The sequence below is a fragment of the Variovorax sp. V15 genome (assembly GCF_041154425.1).
In the GTDB taxonomy this organism is placed as follows: Bacteria; Pseudomonadota; Gammaproteobacteria; order Burkholderiales; family Burkholderiaceae_C; genus Variovorax; species Variovorax guangxiensis.
Map to the genome: position 1 here is coordinate 4126550 of NZ_AP028659.1, position 14789 is coordinate 4141338.

Sequence of the window (14789 nt, forward strand, 5' to 3'; positions counted from 1 at the left end):
GATCGCAGTGAACAGCTGTTTTTCTCTTGTCATGAACTGCCGACACTGCCCTCATGAGAAGCAAACTCTTCGTTCCCGGCACCCGCCCCGAACTGTTCGCCAAGGCGCTCGCGGGCGAGGCGGACGCCATCAGCCTCGACCTGGAAGACGCCGTGTCCGAGCCGCGCAAGGACGAGGCGCGCGAGACGGTGCGCCAGTTCCTCGAGAGCGGCGACGCGGCTTCGTCGCGCAAGACGCTGATCGTGCGCGTCAACGCCATGGACACGCCGCATTTCGAGCGCGACATTGCGGCGGTCGCGCGCACCGGCGTGCAGCTCATCAACCTGCCCAAGCCGCAGAGCCCCGCGCATGTGCGCGCAGCCGCCGAAGCCATCGAGCGCGCGGAGCAGGCCAACGGCGTGCAGGCGCCCATCGGACTGCTGCTGAACATCGAGACGCCCGCCGCGCTGCGCATGGCCGCCGAACTCGCGCTGGCGCATCCGCGCGTGGCGGGGCTGCAACTGGGGCTGGGCGACCTGTTCGAGCCGCTGGGCATCGCCCGGCGCGAGCCCTCGGCGATCCGCCAGGCGATGTTCGCGGTGCGCATCGCCGCTGGCGAGGCGGGCCTGTACGCCTACGACAGCGCCTTCGCCGACATCCGCGACGCCGAGGGCTTCCGTTCCGAGGCGAAGCTGGCGCGCGACCTGGGCTTCCTGGGCAAGACCTGCATCCACCCGAGCCAGATCGCCATCGCCAACGAGGTGTTCCGCCCGACCGACGAGGAGATCGCGCACGCCCGCAAGGTGGTCGAGGCGGCGCGCGAAGCCGACGCCAAGGGCGTCGGAGCGTACGTGGTGGACGGAAAGATGATCGACATCCCCTTCGTGATCCGCGCGCGCGCCATCGTCGAGAGCGCGCGCAGCCTCGGTCTGATGCCAGGCTGATTCCAGGCTGAGCCTGCTTCCCCATCCATAAGAAAACCGGAGACAAGACAGATGCGTATTCCCTCGTTCCTTCGCCCGCGCGCGCTCGCCGCAGCCTCGACAGTCGTGCTTGCCGCGCTGAGCGGCACCGCGCTCGCGCAGGCCGCCTACCCTTCCAAGCCCATCACCATCGTCGTGCCCTACCCGGCCGGCGGCTCCAACGACACCTTCGCGCGGCAGGTGGCGAAGGAGCTGGGCGACCAGCTCAAGCAGCCGGTCATCATCGACAACCGCCCCGGCGCGAGCGGCAACACCGGCACGGGCCAGGTGGCCAAGGCGGCGCCCGACGGCTACACCCTGGTAGCCGTGTCTTCGAGCATGACGACCAACGCGGCGGTGCAGTCGAAGCTGCCCTTCGACCCGGTCAAGGGACTCGCGCCGGTTGCGATGTTCGCCAAGGGGCCGTTCATCGTCGCGGTCAACAACGAGTTCCCGGCGAAGACGCCGGCCGAGCTGATCGCCGCCATCAAGGCGAAGCCGGGCCAGTACAACTACGCGTCCTCCGGCTCGGGCAGCGTCAACCAGTTCGGCACCGAGCTGCTGAAGGCCAAGGTGGGCGACCTGCAGATCGCTCACATCCCGTACAAGGGCATGGGCCCGGCGGTGACCGATCTCGTGGGCAACCAGACTCAGCTGCTGATCTCCAGCGGCCCCTCGCTGCTGCCGATGGTGCGCGCCGGCAAGCTGCGCGCGGTCGGCATCACCAGCCTGAAGCCGAGCCCCATCGCACCCGACCTCACACCCATTTCGACTGCGGTGCCCGGCTACGAGTTCGAACTCTGGTGGGGCCTGCTGGCGCCGGCGGGCACGCCGCCCGACGTGATCGCGAAGCTGAACGGCGCGGTCAACCAGATCCTGTCGAAGCCCGAGATCGCGGCCAACTTCCTGCGCGAAGGCGCCATCGCCACGCCGCTCACGCCGGCGCAGTTCGGCACCGTCATCGCCGAAGACGTGGAGCGCTGGAAGAAGCTGGCAAAGCAACAGAACATTACCGCAGACTGAACAAGGAAAGAGAAAGCCCATGAGCCACACCGCCCCTGAGAACACGCGCCTGCCGGAGCGCCAGGGCCCCGCCGGGCCGCTGAGCGGCCTGCGCGTGCTCGACCTGAGTGCCTACATCGCGGGCCCGTACGGCTGCTCGCTGCTGGCCGACCAGGGCGCGGAAGTCATCAAGATCGAGCCGCCCGCCGGCGACAACCTGCGCAAATACCCTTCGACGCTGGAGGCCGAGAGCCGAGCCTTCATCGGCGTCAACCGCAGCAAGCTGGGCGCGGTGCTCGACCTGAAGAACCCCGAGGACCTGGCCGCGCTGATGGAGCTGGTGCGCGGCGCCGACGTGCTGGTGCACAACTTCAGGCCCAGCGTGCCGCCGCGACTGGGCATCGCCTACGAGCAGCTGAAGGCGGTGAACCCGCGGCTCATCTACTGCGCCGTCACCGGCTACGGCGAAACCGGACCGCTGCGCGAGAAGGCCGGCTACGACCAGGTGCTGCAGACCATGACCGGCATGTGCGCGCTGCAGGGCAAGCGCGGAGAGCCGCCTGAGATCATCTACGGCTCGGTGGTCGACTACTACGCGGCCGCGCTGGTGGCCGCGGGCGTCGCCTCGGCGCTGTACGAGCGCGAGAAGAGCGGCGAGGGCCAGTTCGTGGGCGTGTCGCTGCTGCGCTCGGCGCTCACGATGCAGTCGGCGCGCATGGTGTGGGCAGAGGGCGAGCCGAAGGACGTGGGACGCGACATGCGCTCCGGCGGTATCACCGGCATCCACCCGACGCGCGAGGGGCACATCTACATCTCGGCCAACACGCCGCACTTCTGGCAGGCGCTGTGCGCCAAGGCCGGCCTGCCCGAGCTCGCGGCCGACGAGCGCTACGACTCGGTGCGCAAGCGCGCGCAGCACGCGGCCGAGATCGTGCCGAAGCTGCGCGCGGCGCTGGCCGGGCGCAGCGCGCTCGAATGGGAAGAGATCTTCGGCGAGGAAGTGCCCTGCTCCGCCGCCCGCACCGTGGAAGACATGTTCGACAACGAGCAGGTGCGGGCCGAGGACATGGTGGCGAACTTCCCGCACCCGACGCTGGGCTCGTACCGGGGCTTCACCCGCCCGGTGCGCTTCGGCCGCACGCCCGGCCCCGAGCCTTTTGCAGCGCCGACGCTGGGGCAGCACACGGCCGCCGTACTGGCCAGGCGACGCGCGGACGACTGAGAAATGCCCGACGAGATGATCGCCGTGCCCCACAGCGCCGGCACGCGCAAGCCGACCATCGCGGCGCCAGAGGGCGCATGCGACGCGCACATCCACGTGTACGACCGCCGCTTTCCGATGTACGGCTCGCCCGATGCCATGCTGGACAACGCCACCGCCGACGACTACCGCCTGCTGCAGCAGCGCACCGGCACGCAGCGCACGGTCGTCGTGCAGCCGCGCGTGCACGGCACCGACAACAGCGTGACGCTCGCGGCCATCCAGGCGCTGGGCGCGCACAGCACGCGCGGCGTGGCGGTGGTGCGGCCCGAGGTGAGCGATGCCGAGCTGAAGCAGCTGCACGAGGGCGGCATCCGGGGCATCCGCTTCACGCTGTACACCTCGGCGAACGCGGCAACGGATTTCTCCATGGTCGAGCCGCTCGCACGGCGTGTGCACGCGCTGGGCTGGCATGTGCAGCTGCACTGGAGCGCCGACCAGATCGCGGCGCATGCGGCGCTGCTCGATCGCCTGCCCTGCACGGTGGTCTTCGACCATCTCGCGCGGCTGCCGCAGCCCGATGGGCTTTCGCACCCCGCATGCCGGGTGGTGAGCCGGCTGCTCGACAACGGCCGCACCTGGATCAAGCTTTCGGGCGCCTACCTCGACTCCGCAGCCGGGGCCGAAGACGGCTATGCCGACACCATCGACGTTGCCAGGGCCTGGGCGACGCAGGCGCCCGAGCGGGTCGTATGGGGCAGCGACTGGCCGCACCCCACCGAGCGCACGGCCAAGCCCGACGACGCGCAGCTCTTCGACCTGCTGGGCCGCTGGGTGCCCGACGAAGCCGCGCGCCGCCGCGTGCTCGTCGACAACCCGGCACGGCTCTACGACTTTTCCTGAACCCCAAGACCCGAGACATCGAGATGAAGAAGCGACTCCTGAAATCCATCGCCGCCCTGGCCTGCGCCGTTCCCCTGCTTGGCTGGGCCGCCTGGCCCGACAAGCCCATCCGCATGGTAGTGCCGTATGCCGCAGGCGGCGGCGCCGACAACACCGCGCGCATCGTCGCGCAGCAGATGAGCGCCGCGCTGGGCCAGCAGATCGTGATCGACAACAAGCCGGGCGCGGGCGGCGTGATCGGCGCCGACAACGTGGCCAAGGCGGCGGCCGACGGCTACACCGTGCTGTACGACGCCTCGGCGTTCTCGGTGAACCCCTCGCTGCGCAAGCTGCCCTTCGACGCGGCGAAGGACTTCATTCCGGTGTCGCTGGTGGCCACCGCGCCGCAGATCCTGGTCGTGCCCGCGACCGCGCCCTACAAGACGGTGCCGGAGTTCATCGACTACGCGCGCAAGAACCCGGGAAAGCTGAGCTTCGCGTCGGCCGGCGGCGGCACCGGCTCGCACCTGGCGGGCGAGGCGCTGAACGAGCAGGCGAAGATCAACCTGATGCACGTGCCCTACAAGGGCGGCGCCCCCGCGCTGACCGACGTGATGGGCGAGCAGGTGTCGGCCTACTTCGGCAACGTGGCCTCGACGCTTAGCTACGTGAAGAGCGGCAAGCTGCGCGCGCTGGGCGTGAGCTCCAGCAAGCGCGTGCCGGGGTTGCCCGATGTGCCGACGCTGGCCGAGTCGGGCCTGCCGGGCTACAACGTGGTCGAGTGGAACGGCGTGTTCCTGCCCAAGGGCACGCCGGCCGATATCGTGCAGAAGCTGGGCAAGGCGGTGCAGGCCGCCGTCAACGCCCCCGCAGTGAACCAGAAGCTGCTGCAGCTCGGCCTGGAACCGGCCGGCACCACGCCGGAAGCCTTCGCGAAGTTCGTGAAGGACGAGACCGGCAGGGTGAGCGCGCTGGTCCGCGCGCGCAACATCAGGGTCGACTGACCCTCGCGCCTAGCGGGGCGTGAAACGTAGTGTGCGGGCAGCGCCCCGCAGATACAGAGGAATACGCAATTCGCTCCACGCGCAGGCGGCCCGGCGAAGAATCGGCTCCGTTCACAGACGAACGTCCGTCACTCTTCCGAAGGAACCGCCATGCGCTTTCGCTCTTCCGCCCTCTATTTCGCAGTCGCCATCGCCGCCTCGGCGGCCGCCCTCACGCTGACCTTCGCCGCGCCCTCGCCGCTCGGCGGCGACATTCCCGCCAGCGAGGCGGCGCCGGCGCCCGAATTCCAGAACATCGACAACTGGCTCAACTCGCAGCCGCTCAAGCTCAGCGAGCTGCGCGGCAAGGTGGTGCTGGTCGACTTCTGGACCTACACCTGCATCAACTGCCTGAACCACCTTCCCTACGTCAAGGACTGGAACCAGAAGTACAAGGACAAGGGCCTGGTGGTGGTCGGCGTGCACACGCCGGAGTTCGCCTTCGAGAAGTCGACGAAGAACGTGAAGGACGCCATCGAGCGCCTGCAGATCAGGCACGCGGTTGCGCAGGACAACAGCTACGGCACCTGGAAGGCCTTCAGGAACCAGTACTGGCCCGCCGTGTACCTGATCGACAAGCAGGGGAAGATCGTCTACTCGCACTTCGGCGAGGGCAGCTACGGAACCACGGAGAAGAAGATTCAGGCGCTGCTGGCCGAGCCTGCGCCCGCCGCCACCACTGCGGCTCCTTCAGGAACCTGAGCCGCGCGGAGCAGCAGACATGAAGAAACTCTGGCTCGCCCTGCTCTTCTTCGCGGGCGGCGTCGCGCATGAAATCCGCAATCCGGTGAGCTGCCAATGCATCTCGTCCAGACGGGAAGACGGCTCGCGCAAGCCGTCGAAGTGAAGCTGAGACCGCCCTACTTCGCCGGATGATCCCGGCGGTAGAGCTCCCACTCCTCGATCTGCCTGCCATCCGGAAGCTCGCAGATGCCGTACTGCCCCTTGTCGTTCGACCTCAGGAGCGTCTTGCCCCCGAGGCTCTTGCAGTAGACCGACGCCGGGTTCGCCATGCCGACCGGCGGCGGCGCAGGCCGTGGCGGCTCGGGCTGGGCACACGCGGTGACCAGCAGAAGCGAAAGAAGCGCGCCCGCCGGGAGGAACAGTGGCTTGATCATTCCGCCAGTGTAGGCCCGCGGTTTCGGCCTCAGTCCAGCGCCTCGACAGCCGATGAGAAGACGTAGCCCTCGCTGCGCACCGTCTTGATGTAGCGCGGCTCGCGCGCATCGTCGCGCAGCCGCTGGCGCAGGCGGCTCACCAGCAGGTCGATGGAGCGCTCGAAGAGCTCGGCCTCGCGGCCCTGGGTGAGGCTCAGCAGCTGGTCGCGGCTCAGCACCTTCTGGGGATGGTCGAGAAACACCATCAGCAGCCGGTACTCCGCGCCGCTGAGCGCCACCATCACGCCGCTGTCGTCGATCAGGTTGCGCGCGGTGGTATCGACCTGCCAGTCGCCGAAAGCCAGCCTCGAGGCCGACTCGGTGGAGCGCATGTTCGGCGGCAGCATGCGCGTGCGGCGCAGCACCGAGCGGATGCGCGCCAGCAGCTCGCGCGCGGAAAACGGCTTGGCCAGGTAGTCGTCGGCCCCCATCTCCAGCCCGAGGATGCGGTCGGCCTCCTCGCTGCGGGCGGTGAGCATCAGGATGGGCGTGGCCTTGTACTTGCCGGTGCGCAGGTCGCGGCACAGCGTGAGGCCGTCTTCGCCCGGCAGCATCAGGTCGAGGATGATGAGATCGAAGGGCCCCGACTCCTCCAGTGCCGCGCGCATGTGCCGCCCCGTGGGCACCGTCACCACGCGCAGGCCGTTCTTGACCAGGTAGGTGGAGAGCAGTTCGCGGATTTCCCGGTCGTCGTCGACGATGAGGATGTGGTCGGAGGTCTTGGCGATGTTCATGGCGGTGCGGCGAGGCGCCCGAGGAAAAGCGGGCAGGTGCAATGTAGCCCGGACGGGCGCCGGATCGGGCGGTTTTGTATTCCCGTGTATCCCGCGGGCGGGCCGGCCACACTATGTTGCCCGGCCGGCGCCACGGCTGCGGCCCGAGCGTGGCGGGTAATGTTGTATGTCGGGCCACGCCGCCCAACACACTGGAATACAAAGCGCCGCGCCGCGAGGCGCAAGCGGGTCTATAAACCTGCCCATGCCTACTTCCGCCGCCAGCCTTCCCGCCGACATCGCCCCGGCCTCCCCCGCCACAGGCCTGCGCCGCCTGCTGCCGCGCTCGCTGTTCTCGCGGGTGACGCTGATCATCGTCGTCGGGCTGGCCATCGCGCAGCTGCTGACCTTCATGGCCATCGGCTACGAGCGCGGCATCGCGATGCGCGAGCTGATGATGATCGGCATCGAGCGCGACATCGCCAGCTCGGTCGCCATCCTCGACCGGCTGCCGGCCGCCGAGCGCGAGGGCTGGCTGGCGCGGCTGGAGCGGCGCAACTACCACTTCGTGCTCGGCGGGAACGCACAGGGCAAGGCGCCCGACACGGCTTCGACGCAGCAGTTCGCGACCGCCATCGCCGACGCGATGCGCCCCTTCGAGATCGTGAAGATCGGCCAGGTGAGCAGCCCGCCGCAGGGTCTGCAGATCCAGGTGCGGCTGTCGGACGGCTCCTCGGTGATCGTGCATGCGCGGCGCGTGGACATGCCGGTGTCGAGCTGGGTGATGTGGCTGCTGTGGGTGCAGCTGCTGGTGCTGGCGGTGTGCGCCTGGTATGCGGTGCGGCTGGTCACGCGGCCGCTGGCGCAGCTGGCCGACGCGGCCGACGAGCTTGGCCCCGACCTGAAGGGCCAGCAGCTGGCCGAGGAAGGACCGACCGAGGTGCAGCACGCGGCGCGCGCCTTCAACGCGATGCAGAAGCGCATCGCCGGCTACATGGCCGAGCGGGTGGAGATACTCGCGGCCATCTCGCACGACCTGCAGACGCCCATCACCCGCATGCGGCTGCGCACCGACCTGATGGACGATGGCCATGACCGCGACAAGTTCCGCCAGGACCTGGACGCCATGCACGCCTTGGTGCGCGAGGGTGTGACCTACGCGCGCACCCTGCACGGCGCCACCGAGCCGCCGCGACGCATCGACGCGGACGCGCTGTTCGAGAGCATGGTGGCCGACTACGAGGACTCGGGGCAGCAGGTGCTGCTCGAGGGCCGCGTGGGCGAGCCCATGGTGACGCGGCCGAACGCGCTGCGGCGCATCCTGACGAACCTGATCGACAACGCGCTGAAGTTCGGCACCGACGTGCGGCTGCAGGTGCATGCCAGTGCCGATGCCGGCGGCAACCGGCTCACGCTGGCCGTGATCGACAACGGCCCCGGCATTCCGCCCGACCAGCTGGAGAACGTGCTCAAGCCCTTCTACCGCGTGGAGGGCTCGCGCAACCGCAACACCGGCGGCACCGGTCTCGGCCTGGCCATCGCCCAGCAGCTGGCGACGGCAATGGGCGCGGAGCTCACGCTGCGCAACCGGGACCAAGGCGGGCTGGAAGCCCGGCTGACCATGAATACCAACACGGCCGCGCCACAGGACTGAGCCGCCGCCCCCCCAATTACTGACCGACGAAGAAGCGGCTCGCATGGCGAGGCCGCGAAGGCCGCTGCTCGCCCTCAACTTTCCTTTTCATCCATTCATCGACAACATTCACCGACAGGAATCCGACCATGTTCCTCCTCATCGTTGCCTACCTCGGTGGCGTGCTCACCATCCTGAGCCCGTGCATCCTGCCCGTGCTCCCCTTCGTGTTCGCGCGCGCCGACCGGCCGTTCCGCTCGCACGGCCTGCCGATGCTGCTGGGCATGGCGCTGGCGTTCTCGGCCGTCGCCACGCTGGCGGCCGTGGGTGGCGGCTGGGTGGTGGCGCTCAACGAGTACGGGCGCCATACTGCGATCGCGCTGCTGGCGCTGTTCGGTGTGACGCTGCTGTTTCCCTCGGTGGCCGATCGGCTGACCCGGCCGCTGGTGGCGCTGGGGCTTCGGCTGTCCGGGCCGGCGACGGACGCGAAGGCGTCGGTGTTCTCGCCACTGCTGCTGGGCATCGGCACCGGCTTTCTGTGGGCACCCTGCGCGGGGCCGATCCTCGGGCTGATCCTGACAGGTGCAGCGCTCAACGGCGCGAGCGTCGGCACCTCGCTGCTGCTGCTGGCCTATGCGGCTGGCGCGTGCACCTCGCTGGCGGCGGCGCTGCTCTTCGGAGGACGGGTGTTCTCGGCGATGAAGGGATCGCTGCACGCGGGCGAATGGGCGCGGCGCGTGGCCGGCGTGGCGGTGCTCGCGGGCGTGGCGGCCATCGCGTCGGGGCTGGACACGGGGCTGCTCGCGCAGCTGTCGATCGGCACGACCTCGGCGCTGGAGAAGGCCCTGGTGGAGAGGATCGACATGCCGATGCCGTCGCAGCAGCCTGCGTCCGCGCAGCAGGCATCCGTCGACCCCGGCGGCCTGATGCTGACGTCGACGCAGCCCGAGCCCAAGAAGCCTTCGCTGACGCTGCCCGACGAGGGCATGCTCCCGTCGCTCGCAGGCGCCACCGAGTGGATCAACTCGACCCCGCTCACGCCAGAGAGCCTTCGCGGCAAGGTCGTGCTGGTCGACTTCTGGACCTACTCCTGCATCAACTGCCTGCGCACCCTGCCCTACGTTCGCGCGTGGGCCGAGAAGTACAAGGACGCCGGGCTGGTGGTGGTGGGCGTGCACACGCCGGAGTTCGCCTTCGAGAAGCAGCCGGCCAACGTGCGCCGCGCGACGAAGGACCTGGGCATCGGTTTCCCGGTGGCCGTCGACAGCAACTACGCGATCTGGCGCGCCTTCGGCAACCAGTACTGGCCGGCCTTCTATCTCGTGGACGCGCAGGGGCGCATCAGGCACCACCAGTTCGGCGAGGGCCAGTATGCGAAATCGGAGCAGGCCATTCAGCAACTGCTGGCGGAAGCCGGCAGGCCGGTTGATTCGCGGGCACTTGTCTCGCCCGAGGGCAAGGGCACGCAAGCTGCGGCAGCCCCGGAGCCGGCTCTTTCGGGCGAGACCTACCTGGGGTACGGGCAGGCGCGCAACTTCGCGTCGCCCGGTGGCATCTCGAATGATCGCGCACGGGTCTATTCAGGGGTTTCGGCGCTGCGCATCAATCAGTGGACGCTGGCCGGCGAGTGGAAGGTGGAAGAAGAGCGTGCGGTACTGGTGCAGCCAAACGGCCGCATCGCCTATCGCTTCCACGCGCGCGACCTGCACCTGGTACTCGGGCCATCGGCGGACGGGAAGCCGGTGCGCTTCAGGGTACGGATCGACGGCGCGCCGCCGCTCACTGACCATGGCACGGACACCGACGCGCAAGGCAACGGCGTCATCGACGGGCAGCGGCTCTATCAGCTGGTGCGGCAGACGTCGGACGTGAAGGACCGACTGTTCGAGATCGAGTTTCTGGACGCGGGCGCACAGGCCTACGCGTTCACATTCGGCTGATGATGGACGGCGGGGCAGCGCTCATCTCCCTGCTGCCTGAAGATGCGAACGATGCTAAAGATGCTGGGTGATGAGCACCACGGCTCCGGCGATGGAGATGGCGCCGCCGACGAGTCTTCTGAATGCTTTCATGGCGTGATCCTGGAGTGGGAATGACGCCTGATGGTGCCGCAGGAGCGACGCTTCGTGGGTTGGGAATCCTCATCCGCGGGATAGGAAACACCAACCTCCCGACGCGGCTTCTTCAGGCGGGCCTCGCCCCCCTCTTCGACGGCGCATCCTGCGGGACGAGCCGCTCTCTTGCGAACTGGCTGGCCCGCAACCGCACGCGCTGCAGCGCGGCTTCCAGCGTGGGCTGCTGCATGAAGACCAGCACGCCGCGCCTGAGCCCTCGCAGATTCAGTTCGGCAACGCCGGCGTAACGGCCGTTGGTGGTGCGCTTGATGTCGATGCGGCTGGACCAGCCATCGGGCAGGTCGACGAGGAGTTGCAGTTGCTGTGCGGGATTCATGGTGGGCGCCGAGGATAGGCGCGAAGGCAAAGCAACCAAAGGAACTAATTCCGGGGTATCCGCATTTCTTCGGAATCGCCGCACGAGAGCCCCGAAACAGGCGACTCGTCCTCGATGTCTCCCAGATTGGTCGCGATCATCGCCTTGCCCGCCTCCCTCCGGCGGGCCCCTCCCTCCGACCCCATGCGAGAACGGGGTCCTTCAGCTCACCCTTGGGTGAGCTTTTTTTTGGCCGTGGCGATCGGGGGCCCAAAGAAAAACGGCTTACGCCTTTTGAGCGTAAGCCGTTGTTCCATCTACTGACTTTGGTCGGTGTGAAAGGATTCGAACCTTCGACCCCTTGCACCCCATGCAAGTGCGCTACCAGGCTGCGCCACACACCGAAGCTCTCGATTATAGCCTTGGAAATTCAGCGCCCGACGGTCAGCAGCTCACGAATTTCAAATAGTTCGCGACGAAGGTGCAGCAGCTGCGAAAGATCGGCCGTCTGCACGGCTGCGGACGCGGGCGAATCCTCGACGATGGCGGCGTCGAACTCTTCCTGGTCGATCTCGATGGCCTCCACGCCTTCGAGCGGCACTTCGCCCGCCTTGCGGCGGTCGCGCTCGCCCTGCACCAGTTCCTGCAGCTTGTTGCGCGCGCCGCTGATCGTGAAGCCCTGGTCGTAGAGCAGATCGCGGATGCGGCGGATCATGAGCACCTCGTGGTGCTGGTAGTAGCGGCGGTTGCCGCGCCGCTTCATCGGGCGCAGCTGCGTGAACTCCTGCTCCCAATAACGCAGCACATGCGGCTTGACGCCGCACAGCTCGCCGACCTCACCGATGGTGAAGTAGCGTTTGACGGGGATCGGAGGGAGTGTTTTCTCCATTGAAATCAAGACTGTGCGCGGGAAACCTCAGAGATTACTCTACGCGGCCGCGCAGCACCAAGCACTTATTCGGAGCCGAGGCTCCACTCGACTTCGGATGTCCCGCCCTGATCGATGCTTCCGTGAATCTGTTCCTTGAGCTTGGCGCTCGCATGGAACGTCGCCACGCGGCGCTCGCCGATCGGAATGGCTTCGCCGGTGCGCGGATTGCGCCCGGGCCGGGGCGCCTTCACGCGGATCTGGAAGTTGCCGAAGCCCGAGATCTTCACGTCCGTGCCTTCGATGAGGCTGTTGGCCACGAGCTCGAAGAACGCCTCGACCATGTCCTTGGACTCACGCTTGTTCAGGCCGATCTGCTCGAACAGCAGGTCGGCGAGATGCGCCTTGGTGAGCGCAGGCGTTTCCAGAGCCTCGAGCGTGAATTCGGCAGCGTTCATTCTCATCACCCCCTCAAGCGGCCGCCGAGCTTGGCGCCCAGTTGTTCGACGATCGCGCGGACAGCGGGCTCGACCTGCTCGTCCGTCAGCGTGGCGCTGTCGCTCTGGAAGCTCAGGCGCACCGCCATGCTCTTCTCGCCCTGCGCCAGCGCGCCGGCCGCGGCCACCGCACCGTCGCGCAGCGGCTGCGGACGGTAGATGTCGAACAGCACGGCGTCGCGCAGCAGGCCCTTGGCCGCTGCGGTGGAGCGGATGGCCTGCATCAGCGCGTCGTGCGTGACGGCCTCGGCCACCACGACGGCGATGTCGCGCTCGACGGCCTGGTGCCTGGGCACCGGCTGCGCCACGGGCACGAGGCGCGCGGTGACGGCGTCGAGGTCGAGTTCGAACAGCACGGGCGCCTGCGAGAAATCCCACTTCTGGCGCCAGCGCGGATGCAGTTCGCCGACGAAGCCGATGGCCTTGCCGTCGACCAGCACGCGTGCCGAGCGGCCCGGGTGCAGGGCCGGATGTTCGGCCGCCTCGAAGACGGGCTGCAGCGGAGCGAGCAGCGCCTCGACGTCGCCTTTCACGTCGTAGAAGTCGATTCGCTCGGGCTTGCCGTCCCAGCGCGCCTCGTCGGCGTCGCCCCATGCGAGGCCCGCCACGCGCATCGGCTGGCTCACGCCGCGCACGGTGCTGTCGGTGGTGACGACGCTGTCGTCGCGCATGAACACGCGCCCCAGCTCGAACACGCGCACGCGCGGCGCCTTGCGGTCGAGGTTGAACTTGAGCACCTGCAGCAGCGACCCCATCAGCGACGAGCGCATCACGCTCATCTGGCTGGCGATGGGGTTCAGCAGCTTCACAGGGTTGGCGTTGCCGGCCAGGTCCTGCTCCCAGTGCGCTTCGACGAAGCTGAAGTTGATCGTTTCCTGGTAACCCAGCGCGGCGATGCTGCGACGAACCGCGAAGCGGCTGCGCTGCGCCTCGGGACGCACGCGCGCGGTGATGGGCGCGAGCGGCGCGGTGGTCGGCAGGTTGTTGAAGCCGATCAGGCGCGCGACCTCCTCGATCAGGTCTTCCTCGATCAGCAGGTCGAAGCGGTGCGGCGGCGGGGTCACGGTCAGCGTGCCTTCGCCTTCGGTGATGGCGAAGCCGAGGCGGTTCAGCGCCTCGGCGCACTGGGCCTGCGTCAGCGGCATGCCGATCACGCGCGAGGCGCGCGCCACGCGCAGCGTGACGGGCACGGCTTCGGGCACGCTCAGCGTCTGGTCGTCCATGCGGCCGGCCTGGCCGCCGCAGATCTCGGCGATCAGCTGCGTGATGCGCTCGATGATCTGGACCGTGCGGCTCGGATCGACGCCGCGCTCGTAGCGATGTCCCGCGTCGGTCGAGAAGTTGAAGCGGCGCGAACGCCCCTGCACGGCCTCGGGCCACCAGAAGGCGGCTTCGACGTAGATGTTGCGCGTGTCGTCGGACACCGAGGTGGCATCGCCGCCCATGATGCCGGCGAGCGACTCGACTTCGCGGTCGTCGGCGATCACGCCGACCTTGTCGTCGACGGTGATCGTGTTGCCATTGAGCAGCTTCAGCTGCTCGCCCGGCTTGCCCCAGCGCACCGTGAGGCCGCCATGGATCTTGTCGAGGTCGAAGATGTGGCTGGGCTGGCCGTACTCGAACATCACGTAGTTGGAGATGTCGACCAGCGGCGTCACGCTGCGCTGGCCGCAGCGCGCGAGGCGCTCGACCATCCAGGCCGGCGTCGCGACCTTGGTGTTCACGCCGCGCATGATGCGGCCCGAGAAGCGGCCGCAGAGCTCGGGCGCCTCGACCTTCACCGGCAGCACGTCGGCGAACGAGGTGGCGACCGGTGCGATCTCGGGGGTCTTGAGCGGCGCGCCCGTGAGCGCGGCCAGTTCGCGCGCCACGCCATAGACGCTGAGGCCGTGCGCCAGGTTGGGCGTGAGCTTCAGCGTGAGCAGCATGTCGTCGAGCTTGAGGACCTCGCGCACGTCGGCGCCGATGGGCGCGTCGGCGTCGAGCTCGAGCAGGCCGCCGTGGTCTTCACTCAGATGCAGTTCGCGCGCCGAGCACAGCATGCCCTGGCTTTCCACGCCGCGCAGCTTGCCGAGCTTGATGAGGAAGGGCTTGCCGTCCTCACCCGGCGGCAGTTCGGCGCCGACCAGCGCGCACGGCACCTTGATGCCGACACGCGCATTCGGCGCGCCGCACACGATGTTCAGCAGGGCACCCTGCCCCGCATCGACCTGGCACACGCGCAGGCGATCGGCATTCGGGTGCTGCACGGCTTCCTTGATTTCGCCGACCACGATGCGCGTGAAAGGCGGCGCCACCGGACGGCGCTCTTCCACCTCGAAGCCGCCCATGGTGAGCGTTTCGGCCAGTGCGGCGCTGTCGATGGGCGGGTTGCAGAACTCGCGCAGCCAGGATTCCGGGAATTGCATCTCTTCGATCTCGA

The 14789-nt window shown here is 68.3% G+C and carries 15 protein-coding genes and 1 tRNA gene; 9 read left to right on the forward strand and 7 right to left on the reverse strand.

Annotation, left to right across the window (positions count from 1 at the left end):
• Window positions 1–53: 53 nt before the first annotated feature.
• The 7 genes from ACAM57_RS19610 (at window position 54) to ACAM57_RS19640 (ending at window position 5916) form a co-directional block, all read left to right on the forward strand.
• Window positions 54–923 carry a CoA ester lyase gene (locus tag ACAM57_RS19610; RefSeq protein ID WP_369658586.1) on the forward strand — a complete coding sequence of 290 codons (870 nt, stop codon included), beginning with the start codon at window positions 54–56 and terminating at the stop codon, window positions 921–923.
• A 51-nt stretch (window positions 924–974) separates the two neighbouring features.
• On the forward strand, window positions 975–1964 hold the full coding sequence (locus tag ACAM57_RS19615) for a tripartite tricarboxylate transporter substrate binding protein (RefSeq protein WP_369658587.1): 990 nt from the start codon (window positions 975–977) through the stop codon (window positions 1962–1964).
• A gap of 19 nt (window positions 1965–1983) precedes the next feature.
• The gene (locus ACAM57_RS19620) at window positions 1984–3165 is read left to right on the forward strand and encodes a CoA transferase (protein ID WP_184641907.1); all 1182 of its coding nucleotides are present in this window, start codon (window positions 1984–1986) and stop codon (window positions 3163–3165) included.
• Window positions 3166–3168: 3 nt separating this feature from the next.
• Window positions 3169–4047 carry an amidohydrolase gene (locus ACAM57_RS19625; RefSeq protein ID WP_369658588.1) on the forward strand — a complete coding sequence of 293 codons (879 nt, stop codon included), beginning with the start codon at window positions 3169–3171 and terminating at the stop codon, window positions 4045–4047.
• A 23-nt stretch (window positions 4048–4070) separates the two neighbouring features.
• Window positions 4071–5030 (forward strand): Bug family tripartite tricarboxylate transporter substrate binding protein, encoded by a 960-nt coding sequence (locus tag ACAM57_RS19630; RefSeq protein WP_369658589.1) that lies wholly within the window; start codon window positions 4071–4073, stop codon window positions 5028–5030.
• A gap of 150 nt (window positions 5031–5180) precedes the next feature.
• Window positions 5181–5771 carry a thioredoxin family protein gene (locus tag ACAM57_RS19635; RefSeq protein ID WP_369658590.1) on the forward strand — a complete coding sequence of 197 codons (591 nt, stop codon included), beginning with the start codon at window positions 5181–5183 and terminating at the stop codon, window positions 5769–5771.
• A 19-nt stretch (window positions 5772–5790) separates the two neighbouring features.
• Window positions 5791–5916: a hypothetical protein gene (locus tag ACAM57_RS19640; RefSeq protein WP_276312228.1), complete on the forward strand. Its 126-nt coding sequence runs from the start codon at window positions 5791–5793 to the stop codon at window positions 5914–5916.
• A gap of 13 nt (window positions 5917–5929) precedes the next feature.
• Here ACAM57_RS19640 and ACAM57_RS19645 read toward each other — a convergent pair whose 3' ends face one another.
• Together ACAM57_RS19645 and ACAM57_RS19650 are read right to left on the reverse strand one after the other, a co-directional pair.
• Window positions 5930–6187 carry a DUF333 domain-containing protein gene (locus ACAM57_RS19645; RefSeq protein ID WP_184641903.1) on the reverse strand — a complete coding sequence of 86 codons (258 nt, stop codon included), beginning with the start codon at window positions 6185–6187 and terminating at the stop codon, window positions 5930–5932.
• A gap of 29 nt (window positions 6188–6216) precedes the next feature.
• A complete protein-coding gene (locus tag ACAM57_RS19650) occupies window positions 6217–6960 on the reverse strand; it encodes a response regulator (RefSeq protein ID WP_126018453.1) in 744 nt (247 codons plus the stop codon).
• 244 nt (window positions 6961–7204) lie between these two features.
• Between ACAM57_RS19650 and ACAM57_RS19655 the strand changes: the two genes are divergently transcribed.
• Both ACAM57_RS19655 and ACAM57_RS19660 read left to right on the forward strand, forming a co-directional pair.
• Window positions 7205–8593, forward strand: coding sequence for an ATP-binding protein (locus ACAM57_RS19655; RefSeq protein WP_369658591.1), 1389 nt, complete (start codon window positions 7205–7207; stop codon window positions 8591–8593).
• 128 nt (window positions 8594–8721) lie between these two features.
• Window positions 8722–10512, forward strand: coding sequence for a cytochrome c biogenesis protein DipZ (locus ACAM57_RS19660; protein WP_369658592.1), 1791 nt, complete (start codon window positions 8722–8724; stop codon window positions 10510–10512).
• A gap of 244 nt (window positions 10513–10756) precedes the next feature.
• Here the strand turns inward: ACAM57_RS19660 and ACAM57_RS19665 are convergent, their stop codons facing one another.
• The 5 genes from ACAM57_RS19665 to pheT form a co-directional block, all read right to left on the reverse strand.
• The gene (locus ACAM57_RS19665; RefSeq protein ID WP_184641899.1) at window positions 10757–11023 is read right to left on the reverse strand and encodes a hypothetical protein; all 267 of its coding nucleotides are present in this window, start codon (window positions 11021–11023) and stop codon (window positions 10757–10759) included.
• A 306-nt stretch (window positions 11024–11329) separates the two neighbouring features.
• Window positions 11330–11406 (reverse strand) — tRNA-Pro (locus ACAM57_RS19670).
• Between the two features lie 26 nt (window positions 11407–11432).
• A complete protein-coding gene (locus ACAM57_RS19675) occupies window positions 11433–11891 on the reverse strand; it encodes a MerR family transcriptional regulator (RefSeq protein WP_184641898.1) in 459 nt (152 codons plus the stop codon).
• A gap of 65 nt (window positions 11892–11956) precedes the next feature.
• Window positions 11957–12328 (reverse strand): integration host factor subunit alpha, encoded by a 372-nt coding sequence (locus tag ACAM57_RS19680; RefSeq protein ID WP_126018443.1) that lies wholly within the window; start codon window positions 12326–12328, stop codon window positions 11957–11959.
• Window positions 12329–12333: 5 nt separating this feature from the next.
• Window positions 12334–14775 (reverse strand): phenylalanine--tRNA ligase subunit beta, encoded by a 2442-nt coding sequence (pheT, locus tag ACAM57_RS19685; RefSeq protein ID WP_184641897.1) that lies wholly within the window; start codon window positions 14773–14775, stop codon window positions 12334–12336.
• Window positions 14776–14789: the final 14 nt, after the last annotated feature.

Bases quoted from the DNA above. Each gene is read 5' to 3' on its own strand.
- ACAM57_RS19610 (WP_369658586.1), top strand. From the start codon at position 54: ATGAGAAGCAAACTCTTCGTTCCCGGCACCCGCCCCGAACTGTTCGCC.
- ACAM57_RS19615 (WP_369658587.1), top strand. From the start codon at position 975: ATGCGTATTCCCTCGTTCCTTCGCCCGCGCGCGCTCGCCGCAGCCTCG.
- ACAM57_RS19620 (WP_184641907.1), top strand. From the start codon at position 1,984: ATGAGCCACACCGCCCCTGAGAACACGCGCCTGCCGGAGCGCCAGGGC.
- ACAM57_RS19625 (WP_369658588.1), top strand. From the start codon at position 3,169: ATGCCCGACGAGATGATCGCCGTGCCCCACAGCGCCGGCACGCGCAAG.
- ACAM57_RS19630 (WP_369658589.1), top strand. From the start codon at position 4,071: ATGAAGAAGCGACTCCTGAAATCCATCGCCGCCCTGGCCTGCGCCGTT.
- ACAM57_RS19635 (WP_369658590.1), top strand. From the start codon at position 5,181: ATGCGCTTTCGCTCTTCCGCCCTCTATTTCGCAGTCGCCATCGCCGCC.
- ACAM57_RS19640 (WP_276312228.1), top strand. From the start codon at position 5,791: ATGAAGAAACTCTGGCTCGCCCTGCTCTTCTTCGCGGGCGGCGTCGCG.
- ACAM57_RS19645 (WP_184641903.1), bottom strand. From the start codon at position 6,187: ATGATCAAGCCACTGTTCCTCCCGGCGGGCGCGCTTCTTTCGCTTCTG.
- ACAM57_RS19650 (WP_126018453.1), bottom strand. From the start codon at position 6,960: ATGAACATCGCCAAGACCTCCGACCACATCCTCATCGTCGACGACGAC.
- ACAM57_RS19655 (WP_369658591.1), top strand. From the start codon at position 7,205: ATGCCTACTTCCGCCGCCAGCCTTCCCGCCGACATCGCCCCGGCCTCC.
- ACAM57_RS19660 (WP_369658592.1), top strand. From the start codon at position 8,722: ATGTTCCTCCTCATCGTTGCCTACCTCGGTGGCGTGCTCACCATCCTG.
- ACAM57_RS19665 (WP_184641899.1), bottom strand. From the start codon at position 11,023: ATGAATCCCGCACAGCAACTGCAACTCCTCGTCGACCTGCCCGATGGC.
- ACAM57_RS19675 (WP_184641898.1), bottom strand. From the start codon at position 11,891: ATGGAGAAAACACTCCCTCCGATCCCCGTCAAACGCTACTTCACCATC.
- ACAM57_RS19680 (WP_126018443.1), bottom strand. From the start codon at position 12,328: ATGAACGCTGCCGAATTCACGCTCGAGGCTCTGGAAACGCCTGCGCTC.
- pheT (WP_184641897.1), bottom strand. From the start codon at position 14,775: ATGCAATTCCCGGAATCCTGGCTGCGCGAGTTCTGCAACCCGCCCATC.